The sequence below is a fragment of the Prauserella halophila genome (genome assembly GCF_024171895.1).
GTDB lineage: Bacteria > Actinomycetota > Actinomycetes > Mycobacteriales > Pseudonocardiaceae > Prauserella > Prauserella halophila.
In genome coordinates this window covers 479,494-496,760 of the sequence record NZ_JAMTCQ010000010.1, presented here as the reverse complement: position 1 = coordinate 496,760, position 17,267 = coordinate 479,494, and the positions used below count along the sequence as shown (strand labels likewise).

General features: G+C 71.7%; 15 protein-coding genes and 1 tRNA gene. 7 read left to right on the top strand and 9 right to left on the bottom strand.

Going from position 1 to position 17,267, the window contains the following annotated elements; all coding sequences use genetic code 11:
• Positions 1–144 precede the first annotated feature (144 nt).
• Positions 145–693 carry a dihydrofolate reductase family protein gene (locus LY41_RS23895; protein WP_253864555.1) on the top strand — a complete coding sequence of 183 codons (549 nt, stop codon included), beginning with the start codon at positions 145–147 and terminating at the stop codon, positions 691–693.
• A gap of 345 nt (positions 694–1,038) precedes the next feature.
• On the opposite strand, the gene LY41_RS14740 is transcribed toward LY41_RS23895, so the two are convergent.
• Both LY41_RS14740 and LY41_RS14735 read right to left on the bottom strand, forming a co-directional pair.
• Entirely contained in the window at positions 1,039–1,764 is a 726-nt protein-coding gene (locus LY41_RS14740) for a hypothetical protein (protein WP_253864554.1), read from the bottom strand.
• Positions 1,761–2,714, bottom strand: a complete 954-nt coding sequence (locus tag LY41_RS14735) for an ABC transporter ATP-binding protein (RefSeq protein ID WP_253864553.1) — start codon at positions 2,712–2,714, stop codon at positions 1,761–1,763. Before LY41_RS14735 ends, LY41_RS14740 begins: the two co-directional genes overlap by 4 nt.
• A gap of 131 nt (positions 2,715–2,845) precedes the next feature.
• Between LY41_RS14735 and LY41_RS14730 the strand changes: the two genes are divergently transcribed.
• Together LY41_RS14730 and LY41_RS14725 are read left to right on the top strand one after the other, a co-directional pair.
• Positions 2,846–4,120, top strand: coding sequence for a sensor histidine kinase (locus LY41_RS14730; protein ID WP_253864552.1), 1,275 nt, complete (start codon positions 2,846–2,848; stop codon positions 4,118–4,120).
• Between the two features lie 2 nt (positions 4,121–4,122).
• Complete coding sequence (locus LY41_RS14725) at positions 4,123–4,725, top strand: response regulator transcription factor (RefSeq protein WP_253864612.1); 603 nt, start codon at positions 4,123–4,125, stop codon at positions 4,723–4,725.
• Positions 4,726–4,850: 125 nt separating this feature from the next.
• On the opposite strand, the gene LY41_RS14720 is transcribed toward LY41_RS14725, so the two are convergent.
• The 4 genes from LY41_RS14720 to LY41_RS14705 form a co-directional block, all read right to left on the bottom strand.
• Positions 4,851–6,584, bottom strand: coding sequence for a DUF8508 domain-containing protein (locus tag LY41_RS14720; protein ID WP_308292250.1), 1,734 nt, complete (start codon positions 6,582–6,584; stop codon positions 4,851–4,853).
• A 456-nt stretch (positions 6,585–7,040) separates the two neighbouring features.
• A tRNA-Ser gene (locus LY41_RS14715) sits at positions 7,041–7,125 on the bottom strand.
• A 72-nt stretch (positions 7,126–7,197) separates the two neighbouring features.
• Entirely contained in the window at positions 7,198–7,722 is a 525-nt protein-coding gene (locus LY41_RS14710; RefSeq protein WP_308292249.1) for a nucleoside deaminase, read from the bottom strand.
• On the bottom strand, positions 7,719–8,201 hold the full coding sequence (locus LY41_RS14705; protein ID WP_253864550.1) for a tRNA adenosine deaminase-associated protein: 483 nt from the start codon (positions 8,199–8,201) through the stop codon (positions 7,719–7,721). The genes LY41_RS14710 and LY41_RS14705 overlap by 4 nt, the downstream gene beginning before the upstream one ends.
• A gap of 117 nt (positions 8,202–8,318) precedes the next feature.
• On the opposite strand from LY41_RS14705, the gene LY41_RS14700 reads away from it, so the two are divergent.
• Positions 8,319–9,548, top strand: coding sequence for a M20 metallopeptidase family protein (locus LY41_RS14700; RefSeq protein WP_253864549.1), 1,230 nt, complete (start codon positions 8,319–8,321; stop codon positions 9,546–9,548).
• 307 nt (positions 9,549–9,855) lie between these two features.
• Positions 9,856–10,845: a prephenate dehydrogenase gene (locus tag LY41_RS14695; RefSeq protein ID WP_253864610.1), complete on the top strand. Its 990-nt coding sequence runs from the start codon at positions 9,856–9,858 to the stop codon at positions 10,843–10,845.
• A 161-nt stretch (positions 10,846–11,006) separates the two neighbouring features.
• On the opposite strand, the gene LY41_RS14690 is transcribed toward LY41_RS14695, so the two are convergent.
• The 3 genes from LY41_RS14690 to LY41_RS14680 all read right to left on the bottom strand — a co-directional run bounded on the left by LY41_RS14690 (position 11,007) and on the right by LY41_RS14680 (position 14,522).
• Positions 11,007–11,270 (bottom strand): antitoxin, encoded by a 264-nt coding sequence (locus tag LY41_RS14690; protein WP_253864548.1) that lies wholly within the window; start codon positions 11,268–11,270, stop codon positions 11,007–11,009.
• 168 nt (positions 11,271–11,438) lie between these two features.
• The gene (locus LY41_RS14685; RefSeq protein WP_253864547.1) at positions 11,439–13,397 is read right to left on the bottom strand and encodes an FUSC family protein; all 1,959 of its coding nucleotides are present in this window, start codon (positions 13,395–13,397) and stop codon (positions 11,439–11,441) included.
• A 486-nt stretch (positions 13,398–13,883) separates the two neighbouring features.
• The gene (locus tag LY41_RS14680) at positions 13,884–14,522 is read right to left on the bottom strand and encodes a GbsR/MarR family transcriptional regulator (RefSeq protein WP_253864546.1); all 639 of its coding nucleotides are present in this window, start codon (positions 14,520–14,522) and stop codon (positions 13,884–13,886) included.
• Between the two features lie 115 nt (positions 14,523–14,637).
• Between LY41_RS14680 and LY41_RS14675 the strand changes: the two genes are divergently transcribed.
• Together LY41_RS14675 and LY41_RS14670 are read left to right on the top strand one after the other, a co-directional pair.
• Complete coding sequence (locus LY41_RS14675; protein ID WP_253864545.1) at positions 14,638–15,606, top strand: ABC transporter ATP-binding protein; 969 nt, start codon at positions 14,638–14,640, stop codon at positions 15,604–15,606.
• A complete protein-coding gene (locus LY41_RS14670; protein WP_253864544.1) occupies positions 15,603–17,249 on the top strand; it encodes an ABC transporter permease in 1,647 nt (548 codons plus the stop codon). The genes LY41_RS14675 and LY41_RS14670 overlap by 4 nt, the downstream gene beginning before the upstream one ends.
• The last annotated feature ends 18 nt before the right edge of the window (positions 17,250–17,267 follow it).

Here is a 17,267-nt window from a genome sequence, read left to right as displayed (position 1 = left end):
GGCCGATCTCGACGCGCAAACCTGCGCTGTCGGGCCGCGCGATTGCGTCACACTGCACATGGATGCATGGCTGCGCCTTTCGCTGCGAAGACAACAGGTGATCCCAGGAAAGGGAACGGCAATGGGCAGGATCGTGCTCTACATGTGGATGTCCCTCGACGGCTTCATCGCGGGACCGGAGACGGGCCCGGCCGAAGACTCGACGACGGCGATCCGAGCACCGCTCGTTCCACCGACGAGGTCGGCAGCCGCATCCTGGCCGAAGCGAACGCCACCGGCGCGGTCCTCACCGGCAGGCGCACCTTCGATCACGCAGACCGGTGGAACGGCGACCACCACGACGGCGTCCCCATTTTCGTGCTCACCCGGTCCGTGCCCGAGCAGCCCGCACCCGGGCACGCCCACTACGTCACCGACGTCCCCGAAGCCGCCGAGCAGGCCAGGCAGGCCGCAGGCGACCGGGACGTCATGCTGCACGGCGCGTCCGCCGCCCGCGCATTGCTCGACGCCGGGGAACTCGACGAGACGTCGCTGCAGATCATGCCCGTGTTGCTCGGGCAGGGCCGCCGGCTCTTCGACGACCTGTCCACCGAACACGTCGAGCTCGAACTGACCCGCACCCTCGACAGCCCCGCGATGCTCCACACCCGCTACCGGATCGGCCCGGCAGAGCGGCACCGGAACCATGCGTAAGGACGTCTCACGCTCGATCGTCCGGCAATACTCCCCCGCTCGACCGATCGAGCCACGCCCGTCGACCGCAATACGGCCCCATCGAACACAGCCGCGCGCCGGCGCGTCCGTGAGGGGTGGCGGCTGGGCGACGGGTGGGTGCAACGCAGCGTCCTGAGCGCAGGACACGGCGTGCTGAATGCAGAACACGCGCCCCGGAAACCACGACACGGCCTCCGGAAAGCGCAACACGATCCCCGGAATCCGCAACACGGGCCCCGGAGAACGCAACACGGGCCCCGGGATCCGCAACACGGCACGGTTGCCGCCGAGCGCTCACCCGGCGGACCGCTCACCCGTCGGAACCTAGTTGCGCGGCTCCCAGCGGAAGTAGCGGCGCGCCAGCGTTGTGGTTCCGACGATCAGGGCGAGGAGGACGAGCACGCTGGGTGCGGCAGCCGTCAGGGCTCGGGTCTCGCTCCCGTCCCAGCCGAGATGGACGAGTTCGGCCACGGCGCCGCCGCCGGTCGCCCGCATCGCCCAGGTGACCTCTCCGGCAGCCGCGGTGGCCCACACGCCCCCTCCTGCCAGGGCCACGAGGACGGGCAGCAGGGTGAAGTTGGTGGCCTCGACGGTACGGGTGAACGCGGCCGTCACGAACGCCACTGCGCAGCCCAGCACCCCGGCGAGCACGACGGCCAGCACCAGGAGCACAGGGTGGGCCGGTACCGAGCTCGTGGCGTAGGCCAGGACGGTCAGCAGCATCGCCGCTTGGCCCACGAACAGCACGCCGACGGGACCGAGTGTGGACACCAGCACCGCCGGTGGCGCGATCGGAGCGGTCCGCCACCGCTGCAGGAGGTGCTGCTGGCGCCGGGCGACCAGCGTGGTCGTCGCGGTGCTCGCGACGGTGAGGCAGACCAGGGCGAGCAGCAGCATCGACGCGGCGGTTCCGGTGAGTCCGGTCGGCGGGGGCTTGACGATGAACAGTGCTCCGAGGGCCAGCGGCAGCAGCAGGGCGTTCGTCGCCGCGGTGCGGTTTCGCAGGAGCAGGGTCAGCTCGGCGCGGGCAAGCGCGAAGGTCGCGTTCATGATGTCGTGGCCTCCTCCGAAACGTGCGTGGTGCTGATCTCGTGGAAGATCTCGGCGAGCGTTGCTTCGCTGCTGTGCAGCCGATGAAGCTGGGACCGCTGCGTCTCGGCCCAGCGCAACAACGTGCCGAGGTCCCGGGTGAGGTCCGGGGTGCGGATCTCGACGAGCCGCACCCCTCGCTCCGGCGTGACCGAGGCCCTGCCGACGAGTTCGGACTCCGGAACGGCGGGCCCGGCCCCGACGAGCTCGTAACGGATCGTGGCGCGGCGCGCGGTGACGATCTCGGACAAGGTGCCCGCGACGGCCACGGTGCCCTCGTGGAGGATCAGCAGCCGATCCGCCAGCGCCTCGGCCTCTTCCAGGTGATGCGTGGTGAGCACGATGGTGGAACCGGTCCGGAGGAGGCCCCGGATCAGCTCCCAGGTCGCGGCACGTGACTCGGGGTCCAAGCCGGACGTGGGCTCGTCGAGGAACAGGAGCTCGGGGGCGCCGGTCAGCGCGACAGCGAGGTCGAGCCGGCGGCGCTCCCCGCCCGACAGCCGCCCGATGCGCACGTTCCGGCGGTGCGCGAGACCGACGGCGGTGAGCTGCTCGCGCATCGACCCGGGAGTGGGCCGGTCCCGTTTCAGGCGGCTCCAGAGAGCGAGGAACTCGGCGGGCGTCAGCTCGGCGGGCAGCGCACTGTCCTGCAACATGACGCCGATCCGCGCGGCCAGGGCGCGGCGCTGCCGAACCGGGTCGAGGCCGAGGATCCGCACGCGGCCGCCTGCGGGCCTGCGGCGGCCCTGCATCGCCTCGAGTGTCGTCGTCTTGCCCGCCCCGTTGGTGCCCAGCACCGCGAGCAGCTCCCCGCGAGGTGCGTCGAGATCGACGCCGCGCACGGCCTCGTGTTCGCCGTAGGTGCAGCGCAGTCCACGTACGTGGACTGCAGGGGCCTCGGTGGTGTCCATGCGAACCAGCGTGCGGTTCGCGCGGCGCGAACCGACAGTGCCGAAACCACAGCCGTTCCGGTGCACTCCGCACGCCCGCCGATGACGGATGTCATTGGTGGGAGCGGCCCGGCTGCGGGACGATGACCGTCATGGACCGCGCACCCGTACGGGCCACGTCGGCGGAGCCCGCCGGGCCGGGCCCGGCCGCGGACGACTCCTCGGCCGGGCTGAGAGCCGCAGGAGCGGACCGGTTGCGCCGGCACAACTGGTGGGCGCTGGTCGGGCTGGTCTACGCGGCAGGCGCCTTCGTCGTCGTCGCGATCCTCGCCACCGAGCCGTGGGGACCGTTGACCGTCGGCACTGCCGTGGCGGCGGCGGCCGGTTCACTGGGCGCAGGACGTCTGCTGCAGCGGCGGTTTCCCACCGCGGACGGTTCGGCCGACGGCGACGACGGCCTTCCGGTGGCGCTGATCGGACTCGCGGTGACCGGTGGACTCGCCGTGACGCTCGCGGCCCAGTGGCTCAGCGACGACGCGGAATGGGCGATCGTGCCCGGCCTGGTCACCGGCGGCCTCGCCGTCACTGTCGCCCGGCGCCACCGCACCACGGTCGTGGCCGGTGCGGTGCTGGTCACGGCGGGAGCGGCCGCAGCGGCACAGACCGCGACCGCCGGACCGCCGGATCTCGTGGGAATCGCGGCGAGCGCTCTGCTGATCGCCGCGATCGGCGGATTCCTGATCTACGGGTTGTGGGCCTGCGACGCGGTCGAACGCCTGGAGCACGCCCGCCGCCTGGAAGGCGAGCTCGCGGTCGCCGACGAGCGGCTACGCTTCGCCTCCGATCTGCACGACATCCAGGGACACCACCTGCAGGTCATCGCGCTGAAGAGCGAGCTCGGCCAGCGGCTGGCCGAGCTCGACCCCGCCGCGGCGGGCGAACAGATGCGCGAGGTGCAGGAACACGCCCGCACCGCCCTGCGGGACACTCGGGCGGTGGTGCAGGGATACCGGCACGCCTCGCTCGACGCCGAACTGGCCAACGCCACCGGAGTGCTCGCCGCCGCCGGAATCGACGGGCGCCTCGACGGACGCACCGAGCACGCCGTCGCCGCCATCCCGGAAGCCCAGCGCAAGCTGCTGGCCCTCGTCACCCGCGAGGCCACCACCAACGTCCTGCGGCACAGTCACGCCGCACACGCCCGCCTCGCACTGGACGTCGACGCAGGCTGGGCGGTGTTGCGCATCCGCAACGACGGCTCCGCCGCGACGGACTCGACGGCGGACTCGGCAACGGATTCGGCGACGGGCACCGGTCTGACCGGCCTCGCCGGCCGGTTCGACGCCCTCGGCGGCACCGTGGAGTGGCGCCAGGACGGGGAGTGGTTCACCGTGACGGCGCGACTACCGACGACCGAAGGCGGGTGAGCATGGTTCGCCTGCTGCTGGCCGACGACGAGGTGCTCGTCCGCAGCGCCCTCGCCACCCTGCTCGATCTCGAGGACGACCTGCAGGTGGTCGCCGAGGCGGCCACCGGCAGCGACGCGGTCGCCCAGGCCCGCGAGCACCACCCCGACATCGCCGTGCTCGATCTGGAGATGCCCCCGGCCGACGGACTGGTCGCTGCCGAGGAGATTCGCCGTGAGCTCGGCCTGCAGATCGTGCTCGTCACCCGGCACGCGCGCCCCGGGGTGCTGCGCCGCGCGCTCGCGAGCGGGGTGAGTGGCTTCGTCCCCAAGACCACGCCCGCGGCCCGGCTCGCCGAGATCCTGCGCGGAGTGGCCGCCGGGCACCGCTACGTCGACCCCGAGATCGCGGCTTCCGCGCTGACGGAGGACAGCTGCCCGCTGTCGGCTCGTGAACTCGACGTGCTGCGAGCCGCGCGCGGCGGCGACTCGGTGCAGGCGATCGCCGACCACGTACACCTCGCTCCCGGGACGGTGCGCAACTATCTCTCGTCGGCCATGACGAAGCTGGACGTCCCGACCCGGTACGCGGCCGCGCACCACGCGTGGCAAGAGGGATGGATCTGAGTGGTCCCCGGGATCCGCAACACGGGCCCCGGAATCCGCAACACGGCCACGCGGACGGCCGGCCGTCCGCGAAGGACGGCCGGCCGTGTCGCAAGCCTTTCGGCGCAGGGAGCGCCGACGAACGCCTACCTATCGAAAGGCCACCAGAACCAGTCCCAGAAGTCGAGCGCGTGCCCGGCTGACGGCTTGAAGCGCACGATCTGCGGGTCGTGGTCGCTGGCCTGCTCGGCGAACTCGGAGTTGATGCGCACCACGTCGTAGTCGACCCGGCGCAGCGAGTCGGACACGAGCATGTGGTCGAGCACCTGCGAGTTGCCCTCGTAGACGTAGCTGTACTGCTCGCTGGCGGGCAGCGTGTCGATCAGCGAGGTGAGCGCGCCGCCGTCGGTGAGCTTCGCCAGCGTGTCCGAGAACTGGTAGTCGTTCAGGTCCCCGGCGACGACCACGTTGGCGTTCGGTTGCACGTCCTGGAGTTCGTCGACGAAGCCCCGCAGAACCTCAGCCTGCTTGTGGCGCTGCTCCTCGGACGAGCGCGTCGGCGGCTGGAACCGGCCGTGGGTCGGCTCGTCGCCGCCCTTCGACGCGAAGTGGTTGGCCACGACGAACACCGTGCGCCCGCGGAACTCGAACTCCCCGGCGAGCGGTTTGCGGCTGTCGTCCCACGCCTCGTGCTGCGGGTCGATCCGGCCCGGCGACGCCGAGAGCTTCGCCGTGCCGCGCCGCGTCTTCTCCACCTCGACGGCCGTCGTCGCGTCGCCGCCCTCACGGTCCACGAACGACACCCGCTCGGGGTCGAAAAGGAATCCCACGCGGATGTTGCCGCCCGGCTGGCCGCCGTCGGTGCGGTCCTGTGGGTCGATCTGCCGGTACTCGTAGGCCGGACCGCCCGCGGCCTCGATCGCCTCGACGAACCTGTCGAGCGTCTTGTCGGCCGCCACGACCCCGTCGCCGTTGCCGTCGGCGCCGTTGTTGTCCTGGATCTCCTCCAACGTCACGACGTCCGGCGACCGCAGGTGCTTCACGACCCCCTCGGCGAGGTCGTCGAACTTCGCCTGCTCGTCGACGGCGGACAGGTTCTCGACGTTGTACGTCGCGACCGACAGCTCGCTCGGCTTCTGCGTGCGCGTCGTCTCGCGTTCGAGGCCGCCGCTCTCGACCTCGCCCAGCTCGGTGGCCTGCATCGTGTAGCCGCCGTACTGGTCGTACTCGAGCGGACCCGCGGTGGTGCCGGTGAGCGTGTCGCCGACGTCGGCCGTCGGGAACGGGTGCTCGGAGAACGGGAGCAGCGACTCGATCTTCAGCAACCCGGTGTTGGGTTCGTCGTAGCCGCCGTAGAAGACCCCGCCGCGCGGCGTGCGGTTCTGCCCCGGCTTGGTCGTCACGTACAGCTCGTTGTAGTCGGTGCTGCGGCTGACCAGCGGGGCGTCGGCGACGGAGACGCGCTCACCCTCGTGGGCCTCCCAGAAGTCCAGTGCGTACTTGTCGGGCCGGAGTTCGAACTCGTCGAGATTGCCCTCCTCCGGCGCGAGCGCCTCCGGCACGGCGTCGGGGTCCAGCGCGACCGCCTCGGGCAGCTCGTTGCCGGACGAAGCGACCGTCCACTCCGCATCGATCAGCTGCGTCGACGACTGGTACGCCGAGTCCTGCCCTCGCGGCCGGTATTCACTGACCTCACCGGTGAGCGACACTTCGTCGCCTGCGGTCACGTCCGGCGTCTCGTTGCCGTTGTAGACGAACAACGCCTCGCTGGTGCGCGGGTCGTCGTCGGGCTGCGGATCCTGTACCCAGAAACCGCGGACACTGCCGAACTGGCGCTTCGCGGTCACGATTCCGGGCACGGTGACGGTCTCGCCGTCCATCGGGGAGAGCCGCCCGGTGCCCTGGACATCGTGGATGCGGGCACTGTCGGCGGTCTCTGCGGTCTGTGCCTCCGGGGCCCGCGTCTCCGGGGGTGCTGCATTCGCTGGGGGCGCTGCGTTCGCTGGGGGCGCTGCGTTCGCTGGGGTGGCTGCGTTCGCTGGGGTGGCGAGCGCGAGCGAACCGGCCACCGCTGTCGCGGAGAGTGCCGAGACGACCCGCGTCGCGCGTCTGGTGAGTGCGGTCACGGCACGCATCTTTACCCATTCGGGTTATCCCCGAAAGGACAATGCCCGACGCGGAGGGGTCCGTTCGTCGGTTATTCATCCGCGCGAGCGCCCTCGGTCATCACCGGAACCGGCGGAGGCACACGTGAACCGCGCCGGGGCAAACGCAAAACGGGGCAGGAACTCACGCGGAGTTCCTGCCCCGTTCCGGATCTCCGGAGAGATCAACGGCGGTAGCGGTGGGATTCGAACCCACGGAGGCTCTCACCTCACGCGATTTCGAGTCGCGCTCCTTAGGCCGCTCGGACACGCTACCGCTAAATAGGTTACGAGACGGACCACCGGCGATTACACGGGGGGTGGGTCTGGCGGATCCCCGCGGGGACGATCACCCGGCGTCGCCGCGCTGCGCTGCGAAGAACACATCGAGCAGCGCCGCGCACTCGGCTTCGAGCACCCCGCCGACCACTTCGGGCCGGTGGTTCAACCTCCGGTCGCGCACGACGTCCCACAGCGAGCCGGCCGCACCGGTCCGCGGTTCCCACGCGCCGAACACCACCCGATCGACCCGCGCGAGCACGAGCGCGCCCGCGCACATCGTGCACGGCTCGACCGTCACCGCCAGGGTGCAGCCGGTGAGCCGCCAGCCGTCACCGTGTTCGGCCGCCGCCGCCCGCAGCGCCAGCACCTCGGCGTGCGCCGTCGGATCGCCCAGCGCCTCGCGCGCGTTGCGGGCGCCTGCGAGCAGCCGGCCGTCGGCGTCGAACACGGCCGCCCCGATCGGCACGTCCGCGTCCGGTGCAGCACCGCCGACGACCCTGTCGGCAGCCCCGGAGCCCCGCCCCGCGAAGCCCTCGCCTGCCCGCCGCAGCGCCTCGCGCACCGCGGACTCGTCGGCGTGCGACGGGTTCACAGCTCGTCGAGGGCCTTGTTGAACTCGTCGCCGAACCCGCAGCGCTGCGCGATCATGCCCAGCTGCTCGTCCGGGTACAGATCCGCCTCGCCCGCGATCACCTCGAGCTCGGGTGCCGGCATGCCCAGATCCGCCAGCACCTCGAGGTCACCTTCGGGCCAGATCGTGTCGTCGTCCTCGTCGGGCGGTTCGGCACGCAACAGGTCCAGCACGTCGGCGGCGATGTCGTAGTCCAGCGCCGCGGCCGCGTCCGACACCATCAGCTGAGCACCGCTCGGCGTGGGCCGGACGACCACGAAGAACTCGTCGTCCACCGCCAACAGCCCGAACACCGCCCCCGTCGAACGCAGCTTGCGCAGTTCGGTGATGGCGGCGTCGAGTTCGGCCAGTGCGGCCTGGTCCAACGCGCTGCACTGCCACCGACCGTCCTCGCGCACGACGGCCACTGCGAATCCCGTGATCGACTCCTCCACCGGCATGGGCCTACCGTATACCCGTGTAACCTTCGATGACGGCTCGAAAGGTGCCTGTCTCGTCCGCGGCCGATCCGAACCGACGCCCACGGGCCCGCGGCGACTCGTGCCAGGATCGACCGCATGACCGGACCCGAACAGCTCCCCACCCTTCCCGACCTGGTGCTCCCGCGGCTGCTCGACGAGGCACGGCAACTGCAGCCGGACACCGTCGCGCTGCGCAGGCGGCTGCACGCTCACCCCGAAATCGGCCTCCAACTGCCGAACACGCAGCAGCAGATCCTCGACGCGCTCGACGGCCTTCCGCTGGAGATCACCACGGGGAAGACGTCGACGTCGGTCACCGCCGTGCTCCGCGGCGCCGAACCCGGGCCCTCGGTGCTGCTGCGCGCGGACATGGACGCCCTGCCGCTGCAAGAGGAGTCCGGCCTCGACTTCCCGTCCGAGGTCGACGGCGTCATGCACGCCTGCGGGCACGACACGCACGTGGCGATGCTCGTCTCCGCGGCGCGGCTGCTGTCCCGGCACGTCGACGAGCTCGCGGGCTCGGTCGTGTTCATGTTCCAGCCCGGCGAGGAAGGCCAGCACGGCGCGCGGCACATGATCCACGAAGGCGTGCTGGACGCGGCGGGGCAGCGCGTCGAGCGGGCGTTCGGCGTGCACATCTACCCGACGCTGCCGAGCGGCCAGGTGTACACCCGCCCAGGTCCGCTGATGGCCGCGGTCGACGACTTCCACGTGCGGGTCCTCGGCAAGGGCGGACACGGCTCGATGCCGGCGGCGGCGATCGATCCGATCCCGGCGGCCGCGGCGCTGGTCGGCGCGCTGCACACGATGTCGAGCCGCCGGTTCGCCGCGACCGAACCCGCTGTGCTGTCGGTGACGCACCTCGAGGCTGGCACGACCACGAACATCATCCCGGAGACCGCGTTCGTCGAGGGCACGATGCGCACGCTGTCCGACAGTGCGCGGGCCACGATGCGCGCCGAGGTGGAGAAGGTGTGCGAGGGGATCGCCGCCGCGTACGGCTGCCGCGTGCAGGTGGACCTCACGCCTGGCTACCCGGTCACGGCCAACGACCCAGACGAGGCAGCGCGGGTGCTGGATCTCGCGTCGGCCGTTCTCGGGCCGGACAACGCGATCGCGCTGCCGGACCCGATCATGGGCGGCGAGGACTTCTCATACGTGCTGCAGCGCGTCCCCGGCGCGTTCGCGCTACTCGGCGGCTGCCCTCCGGACGTCGATCCCGCCGAGGCGCCGGCCAACCACTCGAACCGTGTCAACCACCACGAGGACGCCATGACCCACGGCGTCGCGATGCACGCCGCCTACGCCCTGTCGGCGTTGCGCTGAGTGGTCGGCGGCCAGGTCGCGTGACCCCGGCGGCCGGCGGCCGGTTGCCGCCGGCCCGGCGTGGCGTGGCGTGGCGTTCAATGCCCCCAAGGGCACCTTCGGGGCATTGAACGCCCCAAAAGTTCCCCTCGCGCGCTCCAACTCCCCTGTCACCGACGGTAGTTGAACAGCGTTCCGGCAGCGCTATGATCAAGGGAAGAATAGGGGCGTTGAGTGCCCCCAAGGTGCCCTTGGGGGCACCTGGGGGCAGTCGACGTTCGGTGAGGGGCGGGCGGGGAGCCACGGACGTGTGTCAGGATCTCCCACCGTGCGTGACGTGTGCGTGATCGGGCTGGGACTCATCGGCGGGTCGGTGCTGCGGGCGGCCGCCCTCGCCGGGCGCAGCTCGTGGGGAGCCTCCGACTCCGGCTCGGACGTCGAGGCCGCCGTCGCCGACGGGTTCGACGCGACCGCCGACGTCGCAGGCGCCCTGGCACGCGCAGCCGACGCCGACGCCCTTGTCGTGCTCGCCGTACCACTGACCGCGATCGACGACGTCCTCCGCGCGGTCGCCACGCACGCACCGAACTGCCTGCTCACCGACGTTACGAGCGTCAAGGCGCCGGTCCGCGACGCCGTCGCCCGGATCGCGCCGGACGCACGCTACGCGGGCGGGCATCCGATGGCGGGCACCGCCGAATCCGGCTGGAAGGCCGCGACCGCGACGCTGTTCGACGGCGCCACCTGGGTCGTGTGCGCAGAGGAATCCGCGGGTGACGACGAGCCGGGCACGGACCTCACGGCGTGGCGGGAGTCCGCCGCGCTGGCGTTCGACGCGGGCGCACGCGTCATCGCGCTGCCCGCGCTCGCGCACGACGGCACGGTCGCCAGGACGTCACATCTGCCGCACCTTCTCGCGGCCGTGCTGGCGAACGTCGCCGGAGGCGGCGGCCCGCTGGCCGCGGCACTCGCGGCGGGGTCGCTGCGGGACGGCACCCGCGTCGCAGGCACCCGCCCGGAACTGGTGCGCGCCATGACCGAAGGCAACCGCGCCGCACTGCTTCCCGTGCTCGACGAGGCGCTGGGCCTGCTCGGCGCCGCGCGGGGTTCGCTGGCCTCGACGGGCGGTCTCGCCGCGACGATCGACGCCGGTCACGACGCGCTCGCGGCCCTCACGGAGCAGCAGGGGGCCCCGCGCACGCCGGTCACACTGGATCTGCGCGCACCCGATTCCCTCGACGCACTGCTGTCACTGGGCGAGCGCGGCGGCTGGTTCACCTCGCTCGACGGGGACGTGCTCACCGGCGAAGTCGCCTGAACCCGGCCGAACCGGCCGAACCGGTCCGGTTCCGATCTCGCGATATTCGCCGGCCGAACCGGCCGTCCCCGCCGAACCTGCCCGAGTCGACCCGATTCCCGTCTCGTGACACTCACCGGGCCGGTCGAACCTCGTTCAGCGGCGGCCCGGCGACGGCACGGTCACTGCCCGGTCGGACCCGACGGCCCCGGCCGCTGGCCACCCTGGCCACCATCCTGGTCGCCGCCTTGATCGCCCTGCTCACCGGTCTGCTTGTGCAGCGTGTCCTTCGCCTTCTGCGTCACGTTGTCGATCTTGTCGGCCTTGTCGCCGAACTTGGACTTGGCAAAGCCGCTCGCCTTGTCCAAGCCCTGCTCGACCTTGCCGCTGTTCTTGCTCAGCGCATCCTGAGCCTTCTTCTTGATGTCATCGAAGTTGATTCCCATGTCCCCAATCCACCAGCATTGACGGCCGAGCGCAAACGTTCGCGGGAGTATCGGCGAGTAAAGACCCGACGGTGTCATCCCCGGCCACGTCACCGGCCGACATTCCGGCGTCATCCCCAGCCGACATCACCGGGCCATCGCCGGTGTCATCGCAGGCCGCCGTCACCGTCACCGGCGCCGGAACCGGAACCGCGAGCGCGTCGGATCCGGCCCACGGACGGCGGCGAGCGCAGCCGCCAGCTGTTCGGTAACCCCCGCGAGCTGGTCACTCTCGGGCAGCTCGACGTCACCCGGCTCGCGCGCCTGCCTGACGGCGCCCGCCAGCTCGGCGAGCGCGGCGGTCACGAGGCGGACATCGGACTCGGCGGGCCGCTCGGTGCCGTGCGAGATCGTCACGACCACGGCCGTGGCGGCATCGGTGACCTGCTCGAGCGCCACGATCGCGGGCCACCACACGGCGGCCTGCCTGCCCGCGGGTGAGGGCTCCACGACAAGTTGCTGGAACGCGGTGCGCAGGTCGGACAGCCCGCGATAGGCACGCCGCCTGCAACGCGACCGCTCCATCCGGTCGGCGTCGGGCGGCCCGAGGCTGACCTCGACGTACTGGGCGACGGTGTCGGCGACGTCCGCCAGCCGCCCGCCCACACGCGGGCGCCTGCTGCCCGGCCACAGCACATAGCCGAAGACGAGCACGATCACGCAACCCAGGACGGTGTCGGCGAGCCGGGCGAACACGACGCCCCAGTCACCGCCCATCGTGAGGTCCATCTGCAGGATGATCAGCGGCGTCACGAACGCGCTGAGGATGCCGTAGTTGCGGACCTTGCCGATGGCCACGCCCGCACCCATCACCGCGACGAGCAGCGCCAGCACGACGCCGTGGGAGTTGGCACCGAAGCCGAGGAGCGCGGCACCGATGCCCACGCCGACGATCGTGCCGACGCCGCGCAGCACCGCCCGGCCGAACACCGACCCGAAGTCCGGCTTGAGCACGAGCCCGACCGTGAGCGTGATCCAGTAGGAGTTGTCCAGCGGCACGACCAGACGTGCGAGCTCGGCGAGCGCGACACAGAGCGTCAGCCTGGCCGTGGCGAGCCACGTGAGCGGACCCGACGTGAGCGAGTCCAGCCATTCACCCAGCTTCGCCCGCCACCGCACGCGTTCGCGGCGGCGGCGTTCCCGATCGGCGCCGATGTTCGTGAGCGCGTAGTACAGCGCCGCCGCCGGCGAATCGGCGGGCTCGTCACTGACCCCGGCCTGCGACCGCGGCTCCGGCGGTGCCGGCAGCGGCAGGTCGGCGAGCACGGCCGTGGCGAGGTCGGTGAAGTGTGCGACGACGTTCCTCGGAGCGCGCTGGCCCGCGTTGACCATCGCGACGGATGCCTCGACGGCAGGCGTCGCCGCCGACAGCACGTTGAGCAGCCTGCGATACGTCGCGTCCCGGCCCGACAGCCACGACCGCGCGGTGAGCAGCCGGTCGTAGGCGGTGTTCATCGCGGTCGTGAGCTGGGCACGCGCGGTGAGCGACGTCGCGTCGTCGGGTGCCGAGTGCATGGCCGCCAGCTCGATGAACACCTGCGCGACGGCTTTGCGCTCCGGCGACGTCCCGTGTACCGGCCAGCCGGAGAGCGCGACGAGCAGTCCCCAGGTGCCGCCGGTGACGATGCACAGAAAGGCGACACCGACGTCTGTACCGGCCGCGGCCTGGCCCGTGCCGAGCGTCACGAACACGAGCAGCTGCAGCGCGGCGAACGACGCGTTGTTGCCGCCCGCGCTGATCAGAGCCGACACGGCTGCGACGGCTACGACGGTCGGATGTGACAGCCACGGGTCGGCACCCGAGACGAGGCCGATCCCGAACCCGGCGATCGCGGCGAGCACGGTGCCGCCGAGCCGGGTCGCGCGGTACCGGTACGGACCGGCGACGTCGCCGGTGACGACCGGCAGCACACCCGCCGACACCAGCGCGCCGATCGCGGGCGCACCGAGCAGGTATCCGACGGCGATCGGCGCCGAGAACGCCACGGCAGCGCGCACGGCGCCGCTCCACGGAACCGGCGCCGGGTTGGTCCGCAACAGGTGTGAAAGCCAGCGCGGCGCGGGCAGGTCGGCTTGGGGCGGACTCACGCCTCCATCTTGACCCAGCGCCACCCCTCCCGAGTAGCGCCGGGCCGTGGCGACATGATCACAAGTCGCGGACGTCGCCGCCGTTGCGCACAACCGGGGTGCGGCAGTCGGGTCACAGGGCAGCCGGGGCGCGGTGCGATGGCACCCGCGAAGCGGTGTGGCCGCGCTCCTTGCGAGCCACAGCCGCTCCGCGGCGCTCGGTGGTGCGGACCCCGCCCACGGCGGCACCCGAACCCGTCCCCACGGCGGACGGATGGCCGACACCCCCACTGCGTGTCACTGACAGCCGGCCAGCCGTATCCCGTTCGGGGACTCCCCTTTCGGGGGACATTGACTCCGACCGACTGTGCCGCCCGGCGGTTCCGTCGAGCGGCGACCGGATTTCACGAACTCACCGGGCCACCCGCCCACCGGGGGTCACCGGCCAGGGGGTGTCCGCCGACGAGTCGCCGGCCAGACAGCTGCCGGCGGATCCCGGTCGGCGAGTCACCGGTCCGCGTTCATCGACTCCCAGCGCGCGAACAGCTTCGGGAGCTCGGCGACCAGGTAGTCGAGGAAGTCGGCCATGCGGGTCAGGCGCGCCCCCGCCGGTGTGTCGGGCCCCACGGCCTGCACGCCTTCGAGCGTCGCGTCGCGCCACATCTCGAGCATGCGTTCGCGCTTGAGCATCGAGGCGAACCAGAAGTCGTCGAACACGCGGTAGTGGTCACGGCGCGCACCCGGTGCCCGCTCCTTGGCGATGAGCCCGGTCTGTTCCAGGTACTTGACCGCGCCGGAGACGGCGGCCGGACTGACCGACAGCGCCTCCGCGACCTCTGCCGCGGTCATCTCCCCGCTGTCCGCCGTCGTCAGCGCCGCGAACACGCGCGCGGGCATGCGCGGGAGGCCCATGTTGTTCAGCGTGAGCCCGAGGCTTTCGACGTACTTGGCGACCGCCGCCTCATCGCGGCTGCCCGCCTCGTCGCGGCTGCCCGCCTCACCGGGGACGTCAGCCGTACCGGAGGCGTCCGCTTCACCGAAGGCATCAGCCTCACCGGGAGCGCCGGCCTCGTCACGGGCACCGGCGTCGCGGGCACCGGCGTCGCGATTGTCGGCGTCCTGCTGTCCGGCTGACTTCTCGACCACGGGCACATCCTCCCTCACGTCGATCACGGAACCACACGGCGCGCGTTCCACGTTCACAGTGATCATGAATTTTCGAGTATTCACAACTTTGTGAAATAAGTGTACCTTCAAGCGCATGACACACAACGCCGTGAACACCACCACCCACGGCGCGACCGCCCACGAGGCGATCAGCGTCGCCGGGCTCCACAAGACGTTCGGCCGGACCACGGCCCTCGACGGTCTCGATCTGCACGTCACGACCGGTGAGGTCCACGGTTTCCTCGGCCCCAACGGCTCCGGGAAGTCGACCACCATCCGCGTGCTGCTCGGCCTGCTGCGCGCCGACAGCGGCGACGTGCGGCTTCTCGACGGCGATCCGTGGCGGCAGGCGGCCACGCTGCACCGGCGACTCGCCTACGTGCCCGGCGACGTGAGCCTGTGGCCCAACCTCTCGGGCGGCGAGGTCATCGACCTGCTCGGCAGGCTCCGCGGCGGCCTGGACAAGCGCAGGCGCGCCGAGCTGATCGAGCGGTTCGAGCTGGACCCGACCAAGAAGGGGCGCACCTACTCCAAGGGCAACCGGCAGAAGGTCGCGCTCGTGGCCGCGCTGGCCTCGGACGTCGAGCTGCTGATCCTCGACGAGCCGACGTCCGGCCTCGACCCGCTGATGGAGGCCGCGTTCCAGGAGACGATCCGGGAGGTGCGCGGCGAGGGCAGGACGGTACTGCTGTCCAGCCACATCCTCGCCGAGGTGGAGGCACTGTGCGACCGCGTGAGCATCATCCGCGCGGGCCGCACGATGGAGACCGGCACCCTCGACGATCTGCGCCACCTCACGCGGACGTCCATCTCGGCCGAGCTCGCGGGCCACCCGAACGGCCTGGCGAATCTTTCCCACGTCCACGACCTGCGCGTCGACGACAACACGGTGCACTTCGACGTGGACACCGACGCGCTGGACGAGGCGTTGCGGCGGCTCACCGACATCGGGGTGCGCAGCCTGACGAGCACTCCGCCGACCCTCGAGGAGCTGTTCCTGCGGCACTACACCGACGAACCGCCCGAGACCGAACGCACAGAGAAGGCGAGGACGGCGCCATGACCGCGAACGTCACCCACGTCGTCGCCACGCACGAGACGCCGTCGCGCGCGGCCGGTGCGCTCGCGGGCACGGGGCAGCTGATCCGCCTGGCGCTGCGGCGCGACCGGATCGTGCTGCCCGTGTGGGCGCTGGTGATCGCGTTCCTCGCCGCGTCGGGAGCGAGTGCGTACGAGGCGCTGTACCCGGACCCGGCCGAACGCGCCGGACTCACGGCCAGCGTGGCGGCCAACCCGTCGTTCGCGGTCATGTTCGGCCCCGCCTACGACCTCGAGACGGCGGGCGGGTTCACGGCCTGGCGGTTCGGCACGATCGCGGCGCTGCTGACGTCGCTGATCGCGGCGTTCACCGTCACCCGGCACACCCGTCAGGAGGAGGACACCGGACGGCAGGAGCTGCTGTCGTCGGCGGTGCTCGGCCGCTACGCACCGCTGACCGCTGCCGTGGTCACGGCAGGCCTGTTCAGCGTGACGACCGGCGCACTGCTGGCCGCGATGATCACGGGCGTCGGCGCGGACACCACGGGTTCGGTGGCCTTCGGTGCGGCCGTGGCGCTGTGCGGCCTGGTGTTCACCGGCGTCGCGGCCGTGACCGCCCAGCTCGCGGAGTACTCGCGCACGGCCAACACGCTGGCGGGCTCGACGTTCGGCGTGCTGTTCCTGCTGCGCGCCGCGGGCGACACCGCGGAGGCCGAATGGCTCTCGTGGCTCTCGCCGGTGGGCTGGATGCACCGGGTGCGCGCATTCGCCGCCGACGAGTGGTGGGTGCTGGCCCTGCCCGCCGCGACGGCGCTCGCACTGGGTGCGGTGGCCTACACCCTGCTGCCGCGACGCGACGTCGGCATGAGCCTCATCCCGGGCAGGCCGGGACGCGCGGCGGCCAAGCCCGGGCTGCGGACGTCGCTGGCGCTGTCGTGGCGGCTGCACCGCGGCGCACTACTCGGCTGGATGGTCGGATTCGCCGTGATGGGCCTGCTGTTCGGCTCGCTCGCGTCCGGCGTCGGCGACATCGTGGGCGACAGCGCCGAGATGAAGCGGATGCTGCAGCAGATGGGCGGCGCCCGCGGCATTGAGGACGCGTTCCTGAGCTCGATCACCGGCATGGTCGCCATGATCGGCTCGCTGTACGCGGTGCAGGCGACGCTGCGGATGCGCTACGAGGAGACCGCGCTGCGCGTCGAACCTCTCCTCACGACCGGTGTCGGACGGCTGCGCTGGCTCGGCGGGCACCTGCTGTTCGTGCTGGCCGGCACCGCCGCGGTACTCGCCGTGTGCGCTGCACTGCTCGGCGTCGGCTACGGGTTGAGCTCCGGCGACGTCGGCGGCGAGTGGCCGCGCGTGTTCGGCGCGACGCTGGCGCAGCTGCCCGCGATGTGGGTGGTGGCGGGCGCCGCGGTGCTGCTGTTCGGCCTCGTGCCACGCGCCACGGTGGCGGCGTGGGGAGTGGCAGCGGCGTTCGTGCTGATCTCCATGTTCGGCCCGATCCTCGAACTGCCCCAGGCCGTGCTGAACGTCTCGCCGTTCACGCACGTGCCGCAGCTGCCGCACGCCGAGTTCACCGCGACCCCGCTGCTGTGGCTGACGGCAGCCGCCACGGTCCTCGTCGCGGTGGGCGTGACGGCGCTGCGCAGGCGCGACATCGGCTGACCGGCCCCGGGGACGGGG

Coding starts and splice junctions, on each gene's coding strand:
- LY41_RS14740 (WP_253864554.1), bottom strand. CDS start 1,764: ATGAACGCGACCTTCGCGCTTGCCCGCGCCGAGCTGACCCTGCTCCTG.
- LY41_RS14735 (WP_253864553.1), bottom strand. CDS start 2,714: ATGGACACCACCGAGGCCCCTGCAGTCCACGTACGTGGACTGCGCTGC.
- LY41_RS14730 (WP_253864552.1), top strand. CDS start 2,846: ATGGACCGCGCACCCGTACGGGCCACGTCGGCGGAGCCCGCCGGGCCG.
- LY41_RS14725 (WP_253864612.1), top strand. CDS start 4,123: ATGGTTCGCCTGCTGCTGGCCGACGACGAGGTGCTCGTCCGCAGCGCC.
- LY41_RS14720 (WP_308292250.1), bottom strand. CDS start 6,584: ATGGACGGCGAGACCGTCACCGTGCCCGGAATCGTGACCGCGAAGCGC.
- LY41_RS14705 (WP_253864550.1), bottom strand. CDS start 8,201: ATGCCGGTGGAGGAGTCGATCACGGGATTCGCAGTGGCCGTCGTGCGC.
- LY41_RS14700 (WP_253864549.1), top strand. CDS start 8,319: ATGACCGGACCCGAACAGCTCCCCACCCTTCCCGACCTGGTGCTCCCG.
- LY41_RS14690 (WP_253864548.1), bottom strand. CDS start 11,270: ATGGGAATCAACTTCGATGACATCAAGAAGAAGGCTCAGGATGCGCTG.
- LY41_RS14675 (WP_253864545.1), top strand. CDS start 14,638: ATGACACACAACGCCGTGAACACCACCACCCACGGCGCGACCGCCCAC.
- LY41_RS14670 (WP_253864544.1), top strand. CDS start 15,603: ATGACCGCGAACGTCACCCACGTCGTCGCCACGCACGAGACGCCGTCG.